The 22481-nt window shown below is 69.9% G+C and carries 15 protein-coding genes; 9 read left to right on the top strand and 6 right to left on the bottom strand.

Annotated elements, in window-relative coordinates; translation table 11 throughout:
- The first annotated feature begins 16 nt into the window (after nt 1-16).
- The 4 genes from IRT45_RS26225 to IRT45_RS26210 all read left to right on the top strand — a co-directional run bounded on the left by IRT45_RS26225 (nt 17) and on the right by IRT45_RS26210 (nt 3825).
- The gene (locus tag IRT45_RS26225; protein WP_309241162.1) at nt 17-889 is read left to right on the top strand and encodes a cyclase family protein; all 873 of its coding nucleotides are present in this window, start codon (nt 17-19) and stop codon (nt 887-889) included.
- 53 nt (nt 890-942) lie between these two features.
- On the top strand, nt 943-1953 hold the full coding sequence (locus tag IRT45_RS26220) for an SGNH/GDSL hydrolase family protein (protein ID WP_194808529.1): 1011 nt from the start codon (nt 943-945) through the stop codon (nt 1951-1953).
- A gap of 115 nt (nt 1954-2068) precedes the next feature.
- A complete protein-coding gene (locus IRT45_RS26215; protein ID WP_309241161.1) occupies nt 2069-3310 on the top strand; it encodes an acyltransferase in 1242 nt (413 codons plus the stop codon).
- Nucleotides 3307-3825 (top strand): hypothetical protein, encoded by a 519-nt coding sequence (locus tag IRT45_RS26210; RefSeq protein WP_194808527.1) that lies wholly within the window; start codon nt 3307-3309, stop codon nt 3823-3825. The genes IRT45_RS26215 and IRT45_RS26210 overlap by 4 nt, the downstream gene beginning before the upstream one ends.
- Here IRT45_RS26210 and IRT45_RS26205 read toward each other — a convergent pair.
- The 4 genes from IRT45_RS26205 to IRT45_RS37160 all read right to left on the bottom strand — a co-directional run bounded on the left by IRT45_RS26205 (nt 3812) and on the right by IRT45_RS37160 (nt 6558).
- Nucleotides 3812-4132 (bottom strand): helix-turn-helix transcriptional regulator, encoded by a 321-nt coding sequence (locus tag IRT45_RS26205; protein WP_039779771.1) that lies wholly within the window; start codon nt 4130-4132, stop codon nt 3812-3814. The two genes, IRT45_RS26210 and IRT45_RS26205, sit on opposite strands and share 14 nt — an antisense overlap.
- A gap of 39 nt (nt 4133-4171) precedes the next feature.
- Entirely contained in the window at nt 4172-4819 is a 648-nt protein-coding gene (locus IRT45_RS26200) for a nitroreductase family protein (RefSeq protein ID WP_218001106.1), read from the bottom strand.
- Nucleotides 4820-4821: 2 nt separating this feature from the next.
- Nucleotides 4822-6054: an MFS transporter gene (locus tag IRT45_RS26195; RefSeq protein ID WP_194808526.1), complete on the bottom strand. Its 1233-nt coding sequence runs from the start codon at nt 6052-6054 to the stop codon at nt 4822-4824.
- Between the two features lie 180 nt (nt 6055-6234).
- Nucleotides 6235-6558: a helix-turn-helix transcriptional regulator gene (locus tag IRT45_RS37160; protein WP_232329432.1), complete on the bottom strand. Its 324-nt coding sequence runs from the start codon at nt 6556-6558 to the stop codon at nt 6235-6237.
- Between the two features lie 298 nt (nt 6559-6856).
- Here IRT45_RS37160 and IRT45_RS37155 point away from each other — a divergent pair, with 298 nt between their 5' ends.
- Complete coding sequence (locus IRT45_RS37155) at nt 6857-15043, top strand: SDR family NAD(P)-dependent oxidoreductase (protein WP_228535124.1); 8187 nt, start codon at nt 6857-6859, stop codon at nt 15041-15043.
- Between the two features lie 50 nt (nt 15044-15093).
- Here IRT45_RS37155 and IRT45_RS26150 read toward each other — a convergent pair whose 3' ends face one another.
- Nucleotides 15094-16332: a serine hydrolase gene (locus tag IRT45_RS26150; RefSeq protein ID WP_194808524.1), complete on the bottom strand. Its 1239-nt coding sequence runs from the start codon at nt 16330-16332 to the stop codon at nt 15094-15096.
- Nucleotides 16333-16528: 196 nt separating this feature from the next.
- Between IRT45_RS26150 and IRT45_RS26145 the strand changes: the two genes are divergently transcribed.
- The 4 genes from IRT45_RS26145 to IRT45_RS26130 all read left to right on the top strand — a co-directional run bounded on the left by IRT45_RS26145 (nt 16529) and on the right by IRT45_RS26130 (nt 21179).
- Nucleotides 16529-17515 carry an LLM class F420-dependent oxidoreductase gene (locus IRT45_RS26145; protein WP_194808523.1) on the top strand — a complete coding sequence of 329 codons (987 nt, stop codon included), beginning with the start codon at nt 16529-16531 and terminating at the stop codon, nt 17513-17515.
- A gap of 302 nt (nt 17516-17817) precedes the next feature.
- Nucleotides 17818-18555 carry a response regulator transcription factor gene (locus IRT45_RS26140; RefSeq protein WP_194808522.1) on the top strand — a complete coding sequence of 246 codons (738 nt, stop codon included), beginning with the start codon at nt 17818-17820 and terminating at the stop codon, nt 18553-18555.
- 156 nt (nt 18556-18711) lie between these two features.
- Entirely contained in the window at nt 18712-19932 is a 1221-nt protein-coding gene (locus IRT45_RS26135) for a cytochrome P450 (RefSeq protein ID WP_194808521.1), read from the top strand.
- A gap of 2 nt (nt 19933-19934) precedes the next feature.
- A complete protein-coding gene (locus tag IRT45_RS26130; protein WP_194808520.1) occupies nt 19935-21179 on the top strand; it encodes an MFS transporter in 1245 nt (414 codons plus the stop codon).
- Nucleotides 21180-21227: 48 nt separating this feature from the next.
- Here IRT45_RS26130 and efeB read toward each other — a convergent pair whose 3' ends face one another.
- Entirely contained in the window at nt 21228-22463 is a 1236-nt protein-coding gene (efeB, locus tag IRT45_RS26125) for an iron uptake transporter deferrochelatase/peroxidase subunit (protein WP_194808519.1), read from the bottom strand.
- Between the last annotated feature and the right edge of the window lie 18 nt (nt 22464-22481).

Genomic DNA, 22481 nt, shown 5'->3' with positions numbered 1-22481 from the left:
CGAAAGGAGATCGTCTGTGTGTGCTCCGGAACTGATCGACAGTGTGGCGTCGCCGTGCGGCCTGGTCGCCGCCGCGCCCCGTCCGGCTCGCCGGGGATTCTTGACGGCGCTGGCCGCGGGTTTGGTGGTCGGTGCGGCCGGGGCCGTCACGACGGGTGCGTCGCCGGTGCAGGCGGCGTCCGGGCGTGGTCGCGGATTCGGCCGGGTCGTCGATCTGACCCATACCGTGACCCCGGACTTTCCGGTGTGGACACAGGTGAGCAAACCGCCGCAGTTGATTCCGGTGTCCCGGATGGCGGAGAACCGATACAACGGCGACGAGATCGTCACCTACGAACATGTCGGCACCCACGTCGACGCACCCCTGCATTTCAGCGACCGTGGTCTGTCGGTGGACCGGATTCCCGCCGACCAGCTGGTGGCGCCGCTGGCGGTACTGCGGATCGCCGATCGGGCGGCGCGGGATCCGTCCGCCGCGGTGACCGTGGCCGACATCCGCACCTGGGAGGCCACGCACGGCCCGCTGCCCGACGGCGCCTTCGTGGCGATGGATTCGGGGTGGTCGCAGCGCATTTCGGTACCCGGCGCCTATCTCAACTACGACGAGCGGCGCAACGTCTATCGCTGGCCGGGATTCAGTGCCGAGGCCGCGGATTTCCTGATCCGGCAACGCCGGGTGGTCGGTATCGGTGTCGATTCCACGGGTCTGGACCGAGGTAGCGACCATGCGGTTCCGGTGCATCGCAGCTGGTTGCCGGCGGGGCGCTACGGCGTCGAATCGCTCGCCGACCTGGATCAGGTGCCCGACGCGGGCGCGACGGTGATCGTGGGTGCGCCCAAGCACGGCGGCGGAACCGGCGGACCCGCACGGGTTTTCGCGCTGTTCTGATCGGCCCGCACAGGTACTGGACATTTCTTCATGATTTCGACGAAAATCGAAATGTGATCGATGATCTGGTGAATTGGGACGGCGTGGTCGCGGTGAGCGACGCGGGGGAGTGGCGGCAGCCGTGGCGGTTGCCTCCGGACCGCCTGGCGGCCGCGTTCTCTCCGGAACTGGCCGAACACGCGGCCGTGGCGACGGGGGTGCGACTGGGGCTGGTGACCGATGCGACCGAGGTGACGCTGCCCGTGCACTCCACCCCGATCTGGCAACCGCGGCCCCGATTCGTCGACGTCTTCGTCGACGGGCGCCTCACCCAGCGCGTCCCGGTGGGCTCGGGCGCCCAGCAGGTGGTTGCGACCTTGCCCGGCAACCCTTCTCGGGTCGAACTGTGGTTGCCGCACCGCGGGGCCGTGACGCGGGTCGGAGCCCTGTCGGTACCGGCGGGCGCGACCGTGGAACCGTGGGAATCCGACGGTCCGCGGTGGATCACCTACGGCAGCTCCCTCACCCAGTGCCTGATCACCGAGGCGCCCAGCGATACCTGGCCGGCCCGGATCGCGCGAACCCACGGCTGGCGCATGCTGAATCTGGGGTTCGCCGCCCAGGCCTACCTGGACCCGTTCGTCGCACGTGCCATCGCGGCCCGGCCCGCGGACCTGATCTCGGTGGAACTGGGGCCGAACCTCTACATCCGCGGACCGTTCACCGCCCGGTCCCTGGGCGGGCTCGCGGCCGGATTCCTGGAGACGATCCGCGCGGCGCATCCGGATGTTCCGGTGGTCGCGTTCTCACCGCCGGTGTGGGTGGAGCGCGAGAACGAACCGAATCCACACGGCCTCACGCTGCGTGACATCCGGACGCTGGTCGAGGACGTGGTCGTGGTCCTGCAGCGGCTCGGAGACGACAATCTGCATCTCGTCTCCGGCGCGGAACTGTTCGGGGCCGGCGATGCCGCGCTCACCGTCGACGGCCTGCATCCGGATGCCGCGGGCGACGCGCTGATCGCCGATCGCTTCGGCTCGCTGCTCGCCGCGGCGCTGGCGACCGCGGCACCGGTCCGGTCCTGACGCGGACCGGACCGAGGGCGGGCCGGCGAACCGGTCCGTTGCCCGAAGACGACCGGAGCACCCTTTTCGACACTTGATGGGCCGTCGTTTCCTTCGCCCGTCAGGAGGGTGCCCAGTGACCGACACATCGCAACCGACCAAGGTTCCCCGCCTGCCGACACTGACCGGAATGCGTTTCGCCGCAGCACTTCTCGTGTTCTGCACGCACGTATCCCTGGAGGGGTTCTTCGCCGATGCCGGCGCCGCCGACACCGCCTCGTTCCTGGTGAAGCGGGCCGGGTGGACCGGTGTCGGCTTCTTCTTCGTACTCAGCGGTTTCGTGCTGGCGTGGTCGGCGCGTCCCGGCGACACCACGGTGGGCTTCTGGCGCCGCCGCGCGGTGAAGATCTACCCCAACCATGTGCTCACCTGGGCGATCGCGTTGGCGCTGCTGCTGTGGACGGGAAAGACGGTCACCACCGGGGTGGCGATTCCCAATCTGCTGCTCGTGCACACCTGGCTGCCGATCGTGCAGAACTTCGCCAGTATGAACACCGTCGCCTGGTCGCTGTGCTGCGAGGCGTTCTTCTATCTGCTGTTCCCCTGGCTGCTGGCGGCGGTGAACCGGATCCGGGCCGAACGGCTCTGGGCGGCGACGATCGCGGTGATCGCCGTCATCGTCGTGCTCCCGCTGATCGCGCAATTGCTCCCCGACCGGCCGCGGGTTCCGTTCGCACCGGATGTGCCGGTGTACCAGTTCTGGTTCGTCTACCTGTTCCCGCCGGTGCGCACCCTGGACTTCCTGCTCGGCATCCTGCTGGCGAAGCTGCTGTTGTCGGGCCGCCGCGCGCCGCTGTCCCTCGCTCCGGCGACCGGGCTGGCGGTGCTGGGATATGTGGGTCTGCTGTACGCGCCGTACCTGTTCGCGCTCGACGCGGTGACCATCGTGCCGATCGCGCTGCTGATCCTGGCGGGCGCAAGAGCCGATGTGCGAGGCACCCCGTCGCTGTGGCGGGCGCGTTTCGTGGTGTGGCTGGGCGATATCTCATTCGCGTTCTACATGATTCACGAACTGGTGCTGCACTATCGGGTCCGGCTGTTCGGTATCCAGGCGACCTGGTCCACCCCGGTCGCGCTCGCGGTCGTGCTGGGGCTGCTGGTGGTCGATGTCCTGCTCGCCTGGGGTCTGTACTCGGCGGTGGAATCGCCGATCGTGCGCCGGTGGAGTCGTCCGCGCCGGCGGGAGTCGTCGCTGCCGGCCGTGCCGACCGCGACGCTGACCTCGCTCGCCGGGGTGGCGGCGGACACGCCCGCTGCGGTGCTCGACCCGCCTGCGGCTGCGCGGGATTCGCATGCGGCGGACGGAGTGCAGCGATGAGGGCGCTGATCGTCTCGGCGGTGGTCCTCGCGTGGACGGTGGCGGTGACCCTGTGCACCGCACCGTCCGCGCGCGCCGGCGGCCTGGAAATAAGCTGCGCCGGAACCAGTACCGTCACCTACACGCCCGGGCTCACTGCTACCGCGCGGCCGACGACCATCGTCACCGACGCGACGCTGTCGTGCACTTCGAGCGATCCGTCGATCACCGGCGGCACCACCCACGCCGGCGGCCGGGCGGAGATCGGCTGCGGTCCGGCGGCGGGAGTCGGCACCTCCCGCATCGAGTGGAACAACGGACGCCACAGCACCTTTCGCTTCCGCACGGTCTTCGCCGACCGACCGGCCGGGCAGACGGTGATCGTCGTATCCGGCACGGTCGTCGACGGCGAATTCCTCGGTGATCGGGTGGACGGCGCCGGGATCTACCTGACGCCCGATCTGGCCGGATGTGCCACCGCGACCGGTGTCACCAGCACGACCGGGCCGCTGGTGCGGACGTTCAGGAAGCCGTGATGCCCTCGTGCACATTGCGCAGAATCGAGCTCAGCACTCCGGGGAAGCGGGTCTCGACCTCGTCGTAGCGCAATTCGTTGCGGCGGTAGCTGCCCTCCTGGATCACGCGCAGCAGACCCGCCATCCGCAGCACCTTCAGATGATGCGACAGGGTGGACATGCTCACCGGGACATCGAATCCGCCGCAGGTGATCGCCTCGCGCTGCATCAGTTTGCAGACGATGTCCAGGCGCACCGGATCGGCGAGAGCCTGCAGCAGAGTGGGCAGGGCGACCGAGTCGACGGAGGGATGTTCGAGCGCGCGCACTGTGCGAGTCTACCGGCGTCGCGGACGGCTCGGCCGCGCTCACCAGGTGTCCCAGTGCGCGACGTTGTCCAGATCGGTGCGCGCCGCCGGGCGGAACGAGGTGCCGATGGTGTACGCCACCGGAATCAGCGCGGTCTGCAGCACCGATTCGTACGGAATGCCCAGCAATTCGGCCGCCTCCCGCTCGTACTGCAGATGCGGCGTGGTCCACACGGTGCCCAGGCCGCGTTCCCGGGCGGCCAGCATGAAACTCCAGGTGGCCGGCAGGATCGAGCCGAAACTGTTGGCCAGGTCGACAGCTCCGGGACGGGTGCGCCGCACGATGTGCACGCACGGCACCAGCAGAACCGGCACCTGGTGCAGATACCGGAATAGATGATGCCCGCTGTCGTGACCGCGCTGGATCTGAGCCGGGTCGTCGCGCCAGTCGATGCCGTCCTCGGGGACCGCCTCGGTCGGCGCCATCAGCCCCTTGCGGTATAGATTCGCCAGTGCCGCACGCTTTTCCGGATCGGTGACCACCACGAACGCCCAGCGTTGCCGATTGCGCCCGGTGGGCGCCTGAGTGGCCAGGTGCAGGCACTCCTCGAGCACCTCGCGTTCGACCGGCCGGGTCAGGTCGAGTCGTTTGCGCACCGCCCGGGTAGTGGTGAGCAGTTCGTCGGTCGTGAGATTCAGCCTCGTCACCATTACGCCGCCACCGCCTCGGCCACCGCGCGCTCACGCACGAGCAACACCACGATCGGGAAGACCAGCAGGCACGAGATCGCGCAGACGACGCCGAGCCAGACGAAGCTGTGCGTGCCCGACAACACCGCGACCGACGCCGAGGTGCCGATCGTCGAACCCGCGTACAGCGCGGAGGAATTCAAGCCCAGAGCGGTTCCGCGTGCGCTGGGACTGAGTTCGCTCACCAGCGTCGTGATCGAGGACGCTCCGATATTGAACGCCAGCACCCACAGCGCGGCGATCACCACGGGCGGAACGAGGGCGCCGCTGAGACTCGAGAACGCGACCAGCGCGACCGCGACCGATACACCGGCCGCGGCGATGACCGCACGCTTGCCGTATCGGTCGGTGAGCCGTCCGCCGAGGAAGTTGCCCAGTACCCCGACCGCGCTGATGACCAGCAGCACCAGTCCGATCGCGGTCGTGGACAGGTCGAAGTTGGTATGGAAATAGACCCCGATATTGGCCCACATGCCCTGGTTGCCCGCCGTCCAGAAGAACGTCGACAGCAGCACGAAGATCACCGTCGGATTGCTGAACGCGGCCCGGAACTTGCCCACATAGGCGCGCAGCGGACTCACCTCGGAGTCGGCGGCCGCCGTCGGCAGCTGCGGCAGCGACAGCGGGACCGCCACCAGTGCGAGCACCGCCAGCGCGGCGATCACCCAGAACGTCACCCGCCAGCTCAGGGCGTCGGCGGCGAAGGAGCCCAGCGGGACGCCGATCAGCGAGGAGCCGGTGAGCGCGCCCATGATGATGCCGATCGCGCGGCCGCGGCGTTCCGGCGCGACGACGTCGGCGACGGCGGCGAAGATGCTCGGCACCATCATCGCGGCGCCGAGCCCGGCGACACCGCGAAACACCAGCAGCACAGCGAAATTCGAGAACACACCGGTCAGCGCCGTGCCCAGGCTGAAGGCGACCAGGCCGGTGAGGATCACATTGCGCCGGCCCCAGCGATCGGAGACCGGGCCGAACAGGGGGCCGGTCACCGCGTAGACCAGTGCGTAGGTGGTCACCAGCAGGCCGGCGGAGTCGATCGCGGCGCCGGTGGAGCGGGTGATGGTGGGGGCGAGGGGCGCGACGACCAGCGCGTCGAGGCCGACGAGCGCCGCGCAGACGGAACCGACGATCAGCAGCCGGCGCGTGGCGCGATCCGGATCCTCGGTGATGGGTGGGGTCGGTGAAACCATGCGTGTACACCTACTTCGGGGGATTGTAAGAGACTTCGAAAACAATCGAAATGTGATTCACATGGTGGCACAGGCCCGTAGGGGCGTCAACGGTTGTGAGAACGCGCGCCTGGGCGACGAGGGCGGAACCGGCGCCCGGGGCCGGGACGTCTTCCGCTGCCGCGGAACGTTTTTCGCGGTCTAGGCGCGAACGGGGCGCGGGGCGACCGCGACGACGGTCCGCAGCAGGCCCGGGAAGCGGGCGTCCAGATCGTCCGCGCGCAGCGAGACCATCCGCCGCGTACCGTCGACGCGGGTCACCGTGAGTCCCGCCTCACGCAGCACCTTCAGATGGTGGGACAGGGTCGATTTCGACATCTCGACCGTCAGTTCGCTGCACGACATCTCGTCGGTGCGGTCGGCCAGATCGCAGACGATGCGCAACCGTGCCGGATCGCTGAGCGCATGGAAGACCGCGGTCAATTCGATGTCCTCGCGCGCCGGCTGATTAACGACTCGGGCCACCACGACCGCCTTCCGCTCACCTCTGCTATTTCGATGATAGTCGAACGAGGTGGCGCCCCGGTCCGCGGCCCCGGAGGCCGGGCCGGGCCCCGGACCGGTACCGCGGCCGGCGATCCGTGCCTGCGGCCGAAGACGCGCACATGCCTGCTCGGACAGACTGAGCCGAGCCGCCCGAGGGTGCACAGACCGGCGCTGTCCAGTCGCCGGACCTCCGGGCCTCACCCGCGGCCCTGGCGACGATGCCGGCCGACGCTCGCACAGACCTCGCGGTCGTTCGCACAGCAACGGAAGTGGCCGAATGAGCATGGTTCCCCTACCCCCGTCCCGGACCGCCATCGCCGTGGTCGGACTGTCGTGCCGCTTACCGCAGGCGCCCGACCCGCAGGCCTTCTGGCAGTTGCTGCGCAGCGGCACCGACGCGATCATCGACACCCCGCCGCAGCGGTGGCGCTCCGCCGACGAATCGCTGCGGCGAGGCGGATTCCTCGACACCGTCACGGATTTCGACGCCGCCTTCTTCGGCATCTCCGCGCGCGAGGCGATCGAGATCGACCCGCAGCAGCGGTTGATGCTGGAGCTGGCCTGGCAGGCATTCGAGGACGCCCTCGGCCGCCGGCCCGGCCGCACCGGAGTATTCGTGGGCGCGATGGCCGACGACTACCGCATCGTGCAGCAGCGCCGCGGCGATGCGGCGATCGCCCACCACACCGGCGCGGGCGCCAGTCGCGGCGTGATCGCGAACCGGATCTCCCATCTGCTCGGCCTGCGCGGTCCCAGCCTGACCGTCGACACCGGACAGTCCTCGTCGCTGGTCGCGGTCCATCTGGCGATGGAGAGCCTGCGGCGCGGCGAATCGACCACCGCGCTGGCGGGCGGGGTGCAGCTGAATCTGGTCGAGGACAGTGCGTTGCGGATGTCGCGGTTCGGCGGGCTGTCGCCGGACGGGCGCTGCTACACCTTCGACGCGCGCGCCAACGGTTTCGTCCGCGGCGAGGGTGGGGGTTTCGTGGTCCTCAAGACGATGCCGCAGGCGCTCGCCGACGGGGATCGGATCTACGCCGTGCTGCGCGGCAGCGCGCTCGGAAACGACGGCGCCGGAAAGGATCTCACCACGCCGACGGGCGACGGGCAGCGTGCCGTACTGCGCGAGGCGTACCGTGCGGCCGGTGTCGACCCGGCCGCGGTGGCCTATGTGGAACTGCACGGCACCGGGACGCGGGTGGGTGATCCGGTGGAGGCCGAGGCGCTCGGCGCCGAATTGGGTGCGCAGCGCCGCACCCCGCTGCTGGTCGGATCGGCGAAGACCAACATCGGGCATCTCGAAGGCGCGGCCGGAATCGCCGGCCTGCTGAAGGTGGTGCTGGCGGTGCACCACGACGAACTACCGCCGAGTCTGAACTTCCGGACTCCGAATCCCGCTGTGCGATGGATGGATTGGCGGCTCGAGGTGGTGACCGGCCGACGCGCCTGGCCGGACGGCGAACGTGTGGCGGGGGTTTCGGCCTTCGGTATGGGCGGCACGAATTGTCACGTGGTCGTCGCGGCCCCGGAGCCGGCCGCGGCGGATCGACCGGCCGGCGGCGACGCTCCCTCCGGTCCGGCTGTTGCCGCCCGACCGGTGCCCTGGGTCTTCTCGGCGGTCTCGGACGCGGGCCTGCGGGCGCTGGCCGCGGATCTGCGGGCGGGCCTGCCCGATTCGGATGCCGCCCTGCCGGAGATCGCGCGGACGTTCGCCGCCCGCTTCGGCCTGACCGAACGCGCGGTCGTCTTCGGGCAGAGTGCAGACGAGCTTTCCGCTGGGCTGCAGCAGGTTTCGCAGGGCACAGCCCGGGTGGTCACCGCGCGGGAGGAATGGTCAGACGACCGCCCGCTTCCGGTCTCGGCAGGCCCGTCGGCGACTTTCCAGGAACTGACGACGTTGTGGGCCTTCCCCACGGCCGCGGCCGAATCCGTCGCCTTCGTCTTCCCGGGGCAGGGCGGTCAATGGACCGGTATGGGAGCGCGCCTGTGGCAGACCTCCGCGGTGTTCCGTGCCTGGGTGCGCGTGGCGGACGAGGTGATCGCGGCCGAGGCCGGATGGTCGGTGCGAGAGGTGCTGCTCGACGTGGACGGCGCACCGTCGCTGGACCGCGTCGACGTGGTGCAGCCCGCCCTGTTCGTGACGATGGTCGGGATCGCGCTGGTGTGGGCGGCCTGGGGGATCGCACCGGACGCGGTGGTGGGCCATTCCCAGGGCGAGGTCGCGGCGGCCTTCGTGGCGGGCGCGCTGACCCTCGGCGACGCTGTCCGCGTGGTCGCCGGACGCTCGGCGCTGGTCGCGCGGCGGCTCAGCGGCGCCGGACGCATGGCCGTGGTGTGGGCACCCGCGGATTCGGTGCGGGCTCGTCTGGTCGACGGAGTATCGGTGGCCGCGATCAACGGCCCGGCCACGACGGTGCTGACCGGCGACCCGGAGGCGTTGGCGGCGTCGGTGTCTCGTTACGACGACGAAGGCGTGCGGGTGCGCTGGGTGGACGTCGACTATGCGTCGCACTCGCCCCAGGTCGAGCCCGTCCGCGCGGAGCTGGTGGCCGAATTGGCCGCGGTGCGGCCCCGCCGCCCGCAGGTGTCGTTCTACTCCTCGGTCACCGGTGCGCACCTGGACGCGGCCGAATTGGACGCCGAGTACTGGTTCCGCAATCTGCGGGAACCGGTGAATTTCGCCGGCGCTGTCGACGCCCTGGTCGCCGAGGGATTCCGGACATTTGTCGAATGCTCACCCCATCCGAGTCTGGCCGGGGCGGTGGAGGATGCGGCGGGCCCGCAGGCGGTGGTGCTGAGTTCGCTGCGCCGGGACGACGGTGCGGCGAATCGCCTGCTGGAGTCGCTGGCCCAGGCGTGGGTGGCCGGCGTCGGCGTCGAGTGGAGCTCGGTCGTCGGGCCGGGGGCACGGCGGCCCGCACCGCGATACTCGTTCCGCCGCACCACCTTCTGGCCCGGCGTGGCGACCGCCGAGGAGCCCGACCGCCCGGCCCCCGGCACACGCTGGAACGTGCTGCCGCCGGCCCGTCGCCGCCGGGAACTGCACGAGCTCATTCGTGCCGAGGCGGTAGCGGTCGGTGCCGCGGACATCTCCGACACCGCGGTGAGTTTCACCGGCAGTGGATTCGATTCGGTGATGGCGATCGAACTACGGAACCGGCTGTCGCTGGCGACCGGTCTGTCGCTGCCCGCGTCGGTCCTGTTCGACCACCCCAGTCCCGACCGGCTCGCCGACCACCTCGTGAATCTCCTGAACAGCGCTCCCGCCCCGGCGCTTTCGCCCCCTCTCGTCGGCGACGGCGTCCAGGACACCGGCAATGACGTGCCGGACGATTCGGATGCGATCGCGATCGTCTCGATGGCCTGCCGTTATCCCGGCGGCGCCGACACCCCCGAGAAGCTGTGGGACCTGGTGGTTTCCGGACGGGATGCGGTCGGCCCGTTCCCGGCCGACCGAGGCTGGGATCTGGCCGGGCTGTTCGACGACGAGCCCGGCCGGGTCGGCAAGTCGTCGACCCGAGCGGGCGGATTCCTCTATGACGCACCGCGATTCGATGCCGAACTGTTCGGGATCTCACCGCGTGAGGCGGCCGCGATGGATCCGCAGCAGCGCCTGCTGCTCGAGACCTCGTGGGAGTTGTTCGAACGCGCCGGGCTGAACGTGCACGCGCTGCGCGGCAGCGATACCGGCGTCTTCATCGGCGCGATGGCGCCCGACTACGGACCGCGCATGAGCGAGGCCGGCGAGCGGGCGGCCGGATATGTCCTGACCGGCACCACCGGTGGCGTGGCCTCGGGCCGGATCTCCTATGTCCACGGCTTCACGGGGCCGACACTGACGGTGGACACCGCGTGCTCGAGTTCGCTGGTCGCCCTGCATCTCGCGGCGGCCGCGCTGCGTCGCGGCGAATGCTCGCTCGCCGTGGCCGGCGGTGCGACGGTCATGTCCACACCGGGCATCTTCATCGAATTCTCCCAGCAGCGCGGACTTTCACCGGACGGCCGCTGCCGCGCCTTCGGTGCGGGCGCCGACGGCACCGGCTGGGCCGAGGGCGTGGGAGTGCTGCTGCTGGAACGTCTGTCGGACGCGCGGCGCCACGGCCACCGCGTGCTGGCCGTGCTGCGCGGCAGCGCGGTCAACTCCGACGGGGCGTCCAACGGCTTGACCGCGCCGAACGGGCCCTCTCAGGAGCGAGTGATCCGCCGGGCCCTGGCCGATGCCGGGCTGACCACCGCGGATATCGATGTGGTGGAGGCACACGGCACCGGAACCGCGCTCGGTGATCCGATCGAGGCTCATGCGCTGCTGGCGACCTACGGCCGCGGCCGGGCGGGCGGGCATCCGCTGCGGCTGGGCTCGCTGAAATCCAATATCGGGCACAGTCAGGCGGCGGCGGGCGTCGGCGGCGTGATCAAGATGGTGCAGGCGTTGCGGCACGGCGTGCTGCCGCGCACTCTGCACGCCGACCGGCCGTCACCGCTGATCGATTGGGCCGCAGGCCAGGTGGAACTGCTGACCGGCAACGAGCCCTGGCCGGCGACCGGCCGCCCGCGCCGCGCGGCGGTCTCCTCGTTCGGCATCGGCGGGACCAATGCGCACGTGGTGCTGGAACAGGCACCGGTCGTCGCGGACGCCGCACCCGCGCCGCGCAGCGGACCGGTGCCGTGGATTCTGTCGGCGGCCTCGGCCGACGGTGTGCGCGAACATGCCGCCGCGCTGGCCGATTTCGCCCGGCGGCCGGACGCACCGCATCCGCGCGGGGTCGCCGCCGCGCTCGCCACCCGCGCCACCCTGGCCGAGCGCGCCGTGGTGATCGGGCGTACCCCGGAGGACTTCGCCGACGCGCTACACCGGATCGCGCAGGCACCGACGCGGGTGGTCGCGGCCGTGCCGACGCCGGTCCCGCCCGAGCACGAACCGGTGCCGCTGGGCAATGCCGCGCTGACCTTCCCGGAATTGCTGGCGGCGTTCGGATTTCGATTCGAGCCCGTCGAGGGCGTCGCCGTGCTGTTCCCCGGTCAGGGCGGCCAGTGGTCGGGGATGGGAGCCGAGTTGTGGGACTCGTCTTCGGTCTTCCGTGCCTGGGTGTCGACTCTGGATGTGGTGGTACGGGAGGCAGCCGGCTGGTCGGTCCGGGACGTGCTGCTCGACCGGGCCGGGGCCGAACCGCTCGACCGCGTCGACGTGGTGCAGGTCGCGCTGTTCGCGATGAGTGTCGGGGTGGCGCTGGTGTGGGCGTCGTGGGGAATCGGCGCGGAGGCGGTGGCCGGCCATTCCCAGGGAGAGGTCGCGGCGGCGTTCGTCGCGGGCGGTCTGACCCTCGCGGACGCCGTGCACGTCGTCGTGACGCGGTCGCGGCTGATCGCTCGGACACTGAGCGGCTCCGGTGGCATGGCCGTGGTGTGGGCCGCGCCCGAGCGGATCCGGCCGCGACTCGTGGACGGCGTGGTCGTCGCCGCCGTCAACGGGCCCGAAGTCGTTGTGCTGTCCGGCGATTCGCAACGCTTACGCACGGTGGCCGACGGTTTCGAGGCCGAGGGCGTCCGGGTGCGCTGGGTGGATGTCGACTACGCCTCCCATTCGCCCGCGGTGGAGGCGGTTCACGACGAACTGGTGGACCGGCTCGGGGCGTTGCGGCCGCGCAGCTCGGCGGTCGCGTTCTACTCGTCGGTGCACGGGGGCCTGCTCGACACCGCCGAACTGGATGCGGCCTACTGGTTCCGGAATTTGCGTGAACCCGTCGACTTCACCGGAGCGGTGGCGGCGCTGGCCGCCGACGGATTCCGCTTCTTCGTCGAATCCTCCCCGCACCCCGGTCTGGTCGGTGCGGTGGAGGAGACGGTGGGCGCCGACGGCGTCGTCGTCGGATCACTGCGGCGCGGGGAGGGCGGCCTGGACCGGCTGCTTGCCGCGGCCGGCGACGGCTGGGTGCGCGGGCTGCCGGTCGACTGGCCGCGCGTCATCGGCCCCGCACCGGTCGTCGAGGTGCCGACGTACACCTTCCGGCGCCAACGGTATTGGCTGTCCGCCGAACCGCCTCGCGCGCGCACGGCCGACGACTGGCGCTACCGCGTCGACTGGCGCGCGCTGCCGCCGGCCACTGGGCGCCCGCCCGGCCGCTGGCTGCTCGTCGGCGCGCCGGACGAGGTGCGGGCCGCCCTGTCGCGATCGAGACTGGAGGTCACCGACGACCGCGACTCCGGGCCGCTGCGCGGTGCGCTGTCGTTCCTCAGCGATATCGGCGACACCCTGGAACTGCTGGGTGCGCTTCCCGAATCCGTTCCGCTGTATGCGATCACGCGCGGGGCGGTCAGCGTGGCGGGGGAGCCGCTCGTCGACCCGGCGCAGAGCGTGCTGTGGGGCCTCGGCTACAGCCTCGCGCTGGCGCGCCCGGACCGCTGGGGCGGCCTGATCGACCTGCCCGCGACACCACTGGACGCGGATCTGCTCACCACGCTCGAGAGTGCCCTGAGCACCGCGACCGAGAACCAGATGGCGGTGCGCCCGTCGGGTCTGTTCGCGCGCCGGCTGGTGCGTGCCCAGGCTCGGATCGACCGCGCTCCGTGGCGTTCCCGGGGTTCGGCACTGGTCACCGGAGGAACGGGCTCGATCGGCGCCCGGGTGGCCAGGTGGCTGCTGCGAACCGGTACCGACCACGTGGTCCTGCTCAGCCGCAGCGGTCCCGCCGCGCCGAACGCGGCCGCATTGGGCGCGGAATTCGGATCGGCGGTCACCATCGTGGCCTGCGACATCACCGACCGCGCGGCACTGGGCCGGGTGATCGGCGACATCGCCGATCTCCGTACGGTCGTCCATGCCGCGGGCGTCGTGGACGGCACGGCCGTCACCGAGGTGACGGCCGCCGACATCGCGCGCATCATGAGACCGAAAGCCGTTGCGGCACAGTATCTCCACGAACTGACCGGCGATCTGGACGCCTTCGTCCTGTTCTCCTCGGGCGCGGCCGTCTGGGGGAGTGCGGACCAGGGCGTCTACGGCGCGGCCAATGCCTATCTCGATGCGCTGGCCGCACATCGGCGCGGACTCGGCCTGCCCGCCACCTCGATCGCCTGGGGTGCGTGGGACGGCGGCGGCATGGCCGCCGAACCCGGTGCGGCGCAGCGCTGGCGGCGGCAGGGAGTCCTGCCGATGGACCCCCACGCGGCACTCGACCATCTCGAGCGCGCGCTGAGCGCAGGGGAGAGCGGGCTGCTCGTGGCCGATATCGACTGGGCGCGCCTGGCGCCGATACTCACCGCCGCGCGACCGCTTCCGCTGCTGGCGGAGCTGCCCGAGGCGCAGACGGCCGCCGAGCCCGTGGAGGCCACGCCCGGCCGAAGCTTCGCCGAACGCCTGGCCGCCCTGCCCGAGGACGAGGCCGACCGCGCCCTGCTCGAACTGGTTCGCGCCGAGATCGCCGCGGTGCTCGGCTACGACGGCCCGCGCGCCGACGACGACGATCGCAATCTGCTCGAGCTGGGTTTCGACTCCCTGACCACGGTCGAATTGCGCAATCGGCTCAATGCCGCGACCGGACTGTCGGTCGCGGTGACCTTCCTGTTCGACCACGCCACCGCCAGTGAGCTGGCCAAGGCGCTCGGATCCGAACTCGCCCTCGCCGACGATCCGCCGGTCGCCCCGGCCGACCCGGTCAGCATGCTGTTCCACCAGGCATTCGAATCGGGCAAATTCGCGGAGGGTATGGCGCTGCTGCGCGATGCGGCGCGGCTGCGGCCGATGTTCGACAGCGCGGCGACGGTGCCGCATCCGGAGCCGGTCATCCTCGCCGAAGGCGACGGCGGCCCGCAGGTGATCTGCTTCTCCGCGCTGGTGGCGATGACCGGTGCACAGGTGTACACCCGGTTCGCCGACGAATTTCGTGGGCAGCGCAGGGTTTCGGCGTTACCCGCTCCCGGCTTCGTCAGCGGTGACAGCCTGCCCGCGACGATCGAGGCGGTCATCGATCTGCAGACCGAGATCATCCGCCCGATCGCCGCCCGGGCGGAGGTGGTGCTGACCGGAACGTCGTCCGGCGGCTGGCTCGCGCATGCGGTGGCCGCGCGGCTCGAACGTGACGGACTCCGCGTCGCCGGGGTGGTGCTCCTGGACACCTACCTGCCGGATGCGGATCTGCTGCGGCGTGCTCAGCATCGGGTGATCGGCGGCGTGCTGGATCGGCAGGCCGGATTCGGGCTCGCCGACGGTGTGCGGTTGTCGGCGATGGGTTGGTACATACCGCTTTTCGCGCCCTGGCGGCCGGAACCGATCACGGCGCCGACGTTACTGATCCGGGCGTCCGAGCCGCTGCGCGATCACACCGGCGCGGCGCTCGAGGATCTGGACTGGCGGTCGGCGTGGACGCTGCCGCATACGGTCGTGGACGTGCCGGGCGACCATTTCACCATCCTCGAGGAGCATGCGGCCTCGACCGCGCGCGCGGTGCGCGAATGGCTGGACCGCTGACGCGCGAAGGGCGCCGGCCACGGCCGGCGCCCTTCGAGTCACCACGCCGATCACTCGATGACGGCGGCGTGCACCAGCTGGCGCAGCCGGGAGAACAGCGGCAACGCCTTGGAGGGGAACAGCTGCGGAAAGGCCAGTGCCGTGATCCGGGTGACCGGGTCGACGAAGAAGTAGGTGCTGGTCGCCGAATACCAGGAGAACTCACCGGGGTTCGCGATCACCTTGCTCGCGGCCGGGTCGAGCACGGTCATGAATCCGAATCCGAATCCGAGGCCGGCCATCGTGGTCAGTGCGGGCAATACCGGCCGGCCGAAGCTCCCGAGGTCGGCGCCGCCGGGCAGCTGATTGGTGGTCATGTACCGCACCGTGGCCGGCGAGAGCACCCGTGCGCCGTTCCAGGTGCCGCCCGCCAGCAGCATCTGCAGGAAGGTGTGGAAGTCCGCGGCGGTGGTGAGCAAGCCGGCGCTGCCGGACAGCCAGGTCGGACGCTGGGTGGGGTCGCCGCCCATCGCGTCGTTGCGGACCGCCAGACCGGTCGCCGGATCGGCCATGTAGATCGCGGCGAGCCGCTGGGTCTCCTCCGGCTCGATCCAGAATCTGGTGTCGCGCAGTCCGAGCGGCTGCGTAATGCGTTCGGCGACAACGGTATCCAGCGACTTGCCCGAGACCACCTCGATCAGCCGGCCGAGCACGTCGGTGCTCACGCCGTAGTTCCACGCGGTACCCGGTTCGAACAGCAGCGGCAGCGAAGCCCACGTGTCCACGGCGGTCGCCAGGTCGATTCCGGGCGGCGCGCTCCACTCGAAGCCGCGTTGGACGTACAGCTCGTCGACGGGATGGGAATGATGGAAGCCGTAGGTGAATCCGGCGGTGTGGGTGAGCAGATGCCAGATCCGGATGGGTTCGCGCGCGGGCCGCGACTCCAGGTTCGCGCCGCCGCCGCGGGTGTACACGCGCACATCGCGCAGCGACGGAATGTAGTCGGCCACCGGATCATTGAGCCCGAAGGCCCCGTCCTCGTACAGCGCCAGCGCCGCGACGGAGGTGAACGGTTTGGTCAGCGACCAGGAGCGGAACAAGGAGTCGGCCTCCATCGCGAGGCCGGCCTCGCGGTCGCGGTGGCCGCCGGTGCCGATATGGGCGATCTTGCCGTCGCGCGCGATGATGCCGACCCATCCCGGCATCCGGCCCGCTTCCACCAGGCCGTCGAGGTAGTCGTCGAACCGCCGCAGCCGGTCCGGGTCCAATCCGGCCTCGGCCGCGTCGATTTCGATCTTTATCTCACTCATGATGTGGCCCCTGCCTGTTTCCGGAGTGCGGAGAAGAGAATTTTCGGCGAGATTCTTGCCAGCCGACACCGTGAATAGTAGCTTTAGTTCGATAGATGTACAACTATCGAACTATGTTGTGCCGGTGCTGAATTCGCGCCGGAGAATTCCCCTCGCCCGAGCTGTCGTCGACGCAGATGAAGTGGAGTTGGTTGTCATGTCCCGCTACGGGATCACCCTGCCCTTGCCGTTCGTCCCACTCCCGCGCCATCGCGAAATACTGGGCGAGCTGGCCGATCTCGGTTACACCGACGCGTGGACCGGGGAGTACGCCGGGGTGGATGCCTTCACGCCGCTGGTGCTCGCCGCGGCATGGGGTTCGCCGTCGCTGCGGCTGGGCACCGCCGTCGTGCCGGTGTACACCCGCGGACCCGCGGTCATCGCCCAGACCGGCGCCGCGCTGGCCGAACTCGCCCCCGGTAGGGTCGTGCTGGGCATCGGATCCTCCGGGGCGCAGCTGGTCACCGGGATGAACGGGATCGCGATGGACGAGCCCTATCGGCGGGTGCGCGATACGCTGCGGTTCCTGCGTCACGCCTACGAGCACGGCCGGGTGGCGGGGCGATTCGACACCTTCACCATCGAGGATTTCGAACTCGGCCGGCCGGCGCAGATTCCGCCGCAGCTCATGGTCGGCGCACTGCGGACCGGCATGTTGCGGCTCGGATTCCGGGAGGGCGCCGGCGCCATCACCAATTTCCTCACCGCCGAGGATATTTCGACGGTGATTCGCGGCCTCGGGGCCGATCGCGACCGCGGGGAGCTGGTCGCCCGCATTTTCGTCTGCCCGACCGAGGATCTCGACTACGCGCGCGAGTCGGGCCGGCGAATGCTGACCCATCTGTTCACCCGGCCGACCTACGGCGCCTTCCACGAGTGGCTGGGGCGCGGCGATCAGGTCGAGCAGGTCCGCAAACATGTTGCGGCGGGCGATCTTCGGCGCGCGGGGGAGGCGATCTCCGATGATGTGGTGGACGGCGTCCTGGTGCACGGCAGCCCGGAACGCTGCCGCGAGCAGATCCAGCTCTACGTCGAGGCCGGGGTCGACACTCCGGTGCTGATGATCCAGTCGACGCCCGAGTTGTTCGCCGGCGGGCCGGAGGCGGTTGTGCAGGTCGTGCGGGACCTGGCGCCCCCGCGGTGAGCCGCGTTGCCGGGTACTTCCACAAGTGACGAACAATTGATTCTACGTGCGGTTTCCCGGCGCTGCGGATTTGTCAAGTATTTCGCCGGTTACTGTTCGAATCAGGCTTTTGTGGTTCGCGAATTGTTTGCGCCCGAATTTCACTCCGCGTGAATCCATCTCACATTGCCGCAAGGGTCCCCAGGTGTTAGCGTTATTTGTCGGGTTTGTTCCCGAGTTGTGATAGGAGCATCCCGATATACCTCTCGTCACCTGCCGGGCCTGCAACTGTATTCATGGCCCATGGAAATTTGGGGGCCTTGATGACCGTGACCGAACTACCGAATACGGCCAGGGAATTCGGCGACGCCCACGGACGCGATTCGGGTCGTGCCCGGGTTCTCGTGGTGTGCGGCGAGCAGATCATGCGCAGCGGGCTGATCTCCGTCCTGCGCGGAATGCCGGATGTCGGCTGGGTCGGACCGGCGGTCAACAGCGAAGCGGCACTGAAGATGGCGGCCGCCGACAAGGCGGATGTGGTGGTGCTCGACCACTGTCCCTCGCCGCGCTGGGACGGGCCCGGCCTGACGCAGCGCCTGACCGCGGTGCGCCCCGGCGGCGAGGTCGGCGTCGTCGTGGTGTCCGAGGGCACCGACAGCGAACTGCTGCTGCGGTATCTGCAGGCGGGTGCGCGCGGGCTGGTGTCGCGGCGCTCGAGTGCGGTCGACCTGGTGAGCGCGGTGGATGCGGTGGTGCGCGGCCAGGCCATGTTGTCACCGTCGATCACCCGGCTGGTCCTCGACGCCACCGCGCCGTATCTCCCCGCGGTGGCGCACAAACCGGTCACCGCCCTCGACAGCCTGACCCAGCGCGAGCACGAGATCCTGATCCTGGTCGCCGACGGGCTGTCCAACGCCGAGATCGCCCAGGTGCTGCACGTCAGCTACAAGACGGTGAAGTTCCACGTCTCCAACATCCTGCGGAAACTGTCCGTGCGCACCCGGGCGCAGGCGATCGTGTACCTGCGGCCGACGGTGACCATCGCCTCGCGCGCCGGCTGAGTACTCGCCGGGGCCGATCTCTTGTGCTCGTCGAAGATCGGCTGTTATCTTGGTATTCGAAAGTTCGCCAAGTATCGAACTTAAATCTTTTCGCTCACTGTTCGAGGCAGCTTCCCATTCGTCGTCGCATTTTCCGATCCAGGAGGGGGAATCCCCATGTCGAATTCCATCGACGAGACGCTCGACTACTATCCGTTTCCGCTGGGACCGCTCGGCGAACCGCCGGAGCGATTCTCGGAACTGCGCGCCCAGTGCCCGGTCGCCAAGGTGCGGTTACCCAGCGGCGACACCGCCTGGGCGGTGACCGGTTACGACGAGGTGGTGGCCGCTATGTCAGATTCTCGGCTGTCGCGCGCCGCCCTGCGGGAACCGGGCGCGCCGCGCGTGATCAACGGTCCCGACTTCGCCGACAACCCCTTCAATCTGCTCAGCCAGGACGGCGCCGACCACCGGCGCTTGCGGCGGCTGATCTCGCCCGCGTTCACGCCCAAACGCGCCGAGCAGATCCGCCCGCGCATTCAGGAGATCGCCGACGAACTGGTCGACGCGCTCGAGGCGGGACCGCGCCCGGCCGACCTGCACCACGACTTCGCCGCCCTGCTGCCCATCTGGGTGATCACCGATCTGCTGGGCGCTTCGCGGGAACGGCGCGCCGATATCCAGCGCTGGACCGATCATCTGGTCAGCATCACCGCGCACACCGCCGACGAAAGGCTCACCGCGCGTGAGGAATCCGCCGCCTACGTCGTCTCCCTGCTCGCGCAGCGGCGAGAGGCGCTCGGTGAGGACCTGCTCTCGGATCTGATCACCGCCCGCGACGACGGCGACCGACTCTCCGAACAGGAACTGGTCTGGCTGACGATCAATCTGCTCGTCGCCGGGCACGACACCACGGTCAGTGCGCTCAGCCGCGCCGCGTTCATGGTGCTGCGGCATCAGGATCAGTGGCGGCTGCTGGTCGATCAGGTCGACGACCGCCAGGTCGTGCGGCACGCGGTGGAGGAACTGCTGCGCTACGCCCCACCGTCGGAAATCGGTTTCATCCGGGTCGCCACCGAGGAGCTCGAAATCGGCGACGTCGTCGTGCGTCCGGGCGAGGGCGTCATCCCGATCATGCACGCCGCCGGCCGCGACACCCGCCACGTCGCCGAACCCGACCGCCTCGACCTCACCCGCGAGGACGTCAAACACGTCGCCTTCGGCCACGGCAGTCACTTCTGCCCCGGCGCCGGACTCGCACGGCTGGAACTGGAAATCGGGCTGGCGACACTCGCGCGGCGGCTGCCGAATCTGCGCCTGGCGGTCACGCCGGAGAACATCGACTGGTCCAGTGGCCTGCTCACGCTGCGGCCCAACACTTTTCCGGTGGAGTGGTGAGCGTGACCGAACCTGATTCCGCCGTCGTCTCCGAGCGGCGCTGGCTCACCGTGCTGGCGATCTGCGGATGTTTCGTCGGTCTGGACGCGCTGGTCGTCTCGCCGCTGGCACCGCAGATCACCCACTCCGTACACGTCTCGCCCCGGCTCGGCGGTCTGCTCGTCACCGCCTACGCGCTGGCATACATGATCGCCGCGCCGATCTTCGGTCCGCTCTCGGACCGCTGGGGGCGCAAGCGATTGATGACCGCGGGACTCACCGTCTTCGCGGTCGGCACGGTACTGACCGGATTCTCCTCGGGGTTCGCGGCGATCATCGTGTTCCGCGCGATCTCCGGGCTGGGCGCCGCGATCCTGGTGCCGGCCATCCTCGCCTTCGTCTCCGGTGCGGTGGCGGCCGAACGCCGGGGCGCCGCGATCGGGGTGATCGTGGGCGCGATGATGGGCGCCTCGGTGCTCGGGGTGCCCGCGGGCGCCTTCCTGGCCGGAATCGTGTCCTGGGAGTGGACATTCTGGGGTATCGGCATCGCCGCGGCGCTGTTGCTCGTGCCGCTGACCAGGTTCGTCCCGCACAGTGCGCCGGCCGCGACCGCACCCGCGGGGCCGCTGGCCATCTTCGCGCAGCAGTTCCGCGCCGCACTCGGCAATCCGGCGGTGCTGTTCACGTTGCTGTGCACCTTCCTGTGGACCGCGGGACTGCAGGGCATGTTCGCCAACGGCGGACTGTTCTACGCGAGCAACTTCGGGCTGACGACCGGATGGGTCGGGCTGGCGCTGGCCGGCGGCGGGGCGATGAGCGTCGTGGGCAACATCTACGGTGGCCGCCTTGCCGATGCCGTCGGGCGTCGACGGGTCATCGCGGTGGCGGCGCTGGTGGCCGCGGCGTCGGTGCTGGCCTTCTCGCTCTCGACCGGATCGCTCGTGCTGGCGATCGTGGTGCAGATCGTCTGGGGTGGCGCGGTCGGTTTCGGCCAGTCCGCACTGACCACCCTCGCCAGTGAACTCAGCCCGGATGCGCGCGGAACCGTTCTGGCACTGAACTATTCGGTGCAGTACGGCGGGATGATGGCGGGTACCGCGGCGGCCGCCGCACTGCTCGACGGCGGTTCCGCGTTCTGGTCGGTCGGGTTGCTGTGCGGCGTGTGCAGTCTGCTGGTGTTCCCGGTGGTGACGCTGCTGCTCGGCCGCAGGACCGCGGTCGCGACGCCGGAGTCTTCCGGGGCGCAGCCGACTCCCGCGGGTTCCTAGGCTGTCCGGGCCGGGAGTGCCGCGCGGCGCTTCCGGCCGCAGGACCGCTCAGCTCAGCAAAGCCCGCGCGTACCAATCCTTCTCGTCACGCACGCCCGGCAGGGCGAAGAAGTAGCCGCCGCCGAAGGGCTGGACGTAGTCGGTGAGGGGTTCGTTGATCAGCCGGGTCTGGATGGCCTCGAACTGGCGGGCGACGTCGCGCTGGAAGCAGGTGAAGATGTGTCCCGAGGCCATGTTGCCGTTGCGCTCGACGCCCAGGTCGTAGTTGTAGGAGCGGCGGACCAGTTGCTGACGGGCGGTTTCGGGGGTACGCGGATTCGCCAGCCGGATATGGGAATCCAGCGGGATGACCGAGCCCTCCGGGTCGGCGGCGTAGTCGGGGGTGTCGAATTCCTGATTGCCGTCGAGCGGGGCGCCGGAGTCACGGCGGCGCCCGAACATGTTCTCCTGCTCGTTGATCGAGACCCGGTCCCAGAATTCGACGAGCATCCGGATCAGCCGGACCACCTGGTAGGTGCCGCCGCGGGTCCATTCGGGTTCGCCGCCGCCGTCGGTCCAGATGAGCGATTCGGCGTCGGCGCCGGTCGGGTTGGCCGTTCCGTCCTTGAAACCCAACAGGTTCCGGCCGGTGCCGGAGGGACGCGGCGGGGAGTTGTAGCCGTCGATCTTCCAGCGCAACTGCAGTGCGCCGCGGGTCTGGCGGGTGATGTCGCGCAGCGCGTGATGGACCGTGTCGGGGTGGTGGGCGCACAGCTGGATCAGCAGGTCGCCGTGCATCCAGGCCGGATCCGGGGTGTCGTTGGGGAAGGTCCGCATCGGCGTGAGTTTGGCGGGTTTGGCCGCGGCCAGCCCGAAGCGGCCGTCGAACAGGCTCGCGCCCACACCGGTGGTGACGGTGAGCCCGTCGGCGATCACCTCCGGCCCGAGCACCGCACTGTCGGACGGCGGCTGGCCGAGGCCGAGATCGGTCGGGGCGCCGCCGGCGGTGAGGAAGCGGGCACGCGCGGTGAGGGTCTTCATCGCCTCGGCCAGTTCCGCGCGGTGGGTGGTGGTGACGTCGAAGGCGGCGAAACAGGCGGCGTTCTGTTTCGCCGACGGTCCCGGGGTGAGGATGCCGGCCTGATGTTCGCCGTGGAAGGGGTAACTCGCCTCGGCCTTCGGGGTGCCCACGGTGGCGGCGTCGGCGTCCTGGCGGGCGCCCTCGGCGAGAATGCCCGCGGTCAGCGCGGTTCCGGCGGCACCGGCGGCGGCGCCGGAGAGGAAGCGGCGGCGGCTGACGTTCATCGTGAAGCCTTACTGGTC

It is taken from the genome of Nocardia sp. BSTN01 (genome assembly GCF_015354405.1).
Lineage (GTDB): Bacteria > Actinomycetota > Actinomycetes > Mycobacteriales > Mycobacteriaceae > Nocardia.
Note: the sequence above shows the minus strand (reverse complement) of the source record. Positions and strands in the feature narration are given on the sequence as shown.

Coding starts and splice junctions, on each gene's coding strand:
- IRT45_RS26210 (WP_194808527.1), top strand. CDS start 3,307: ATGAGGGCGCTGATCGTCTCGGCGGTGGTCCTCGCGTGGACGGTGGCG.
- IRT45_RS26195 (WP_194808526.1), bottom strand. CDS start 6,054: ATGGTTTCACCGACCCCACCCATCACCGAGGATCCGGATCGCGCCACG.
- IRT45_RS37155 (WP_228535124.1), top strand. CDS start 6,857: ATGAGCATGGTTCCCCTACCCCCGTCCCGGACCGCCATCGCCGTGGTC.
- IRT45_RS26150 (WP_194808524.1), bottom strand. CDS start 16,332: ATGAGTGAGATAAAGATCGAAATCGACGCGGCCGAGGCCGGATTGGAC.
- IRT45_RS26145 (WP_194808523.1), top strand. CDS start 16,529: ATGTCCCGCTACGGGATCACCCTGCCCTTGCCGTTCGTCCCACTCCCG.
- IRT45_RS26140 (WP_194808522.1), top strand. CDS start 17,818: ATGACCGTGACCGAACTACCGAATACGGCCAGGGAATTCGGCGACGCC.
- IRT45_RS26135 (WP_194808521.1), top strand. CDS start 18,712: ATGTCGAATTCCATCGACGAGACGCTCGACTACTATCCGTTTCCGCTG.
- efeB (WP_194808519.1), bottom strand. CDS start 22,463: ATGAACGTCAGCCGCCGCCGCTTCCTCTCCGGCGCCGCCGCCGGTGCC.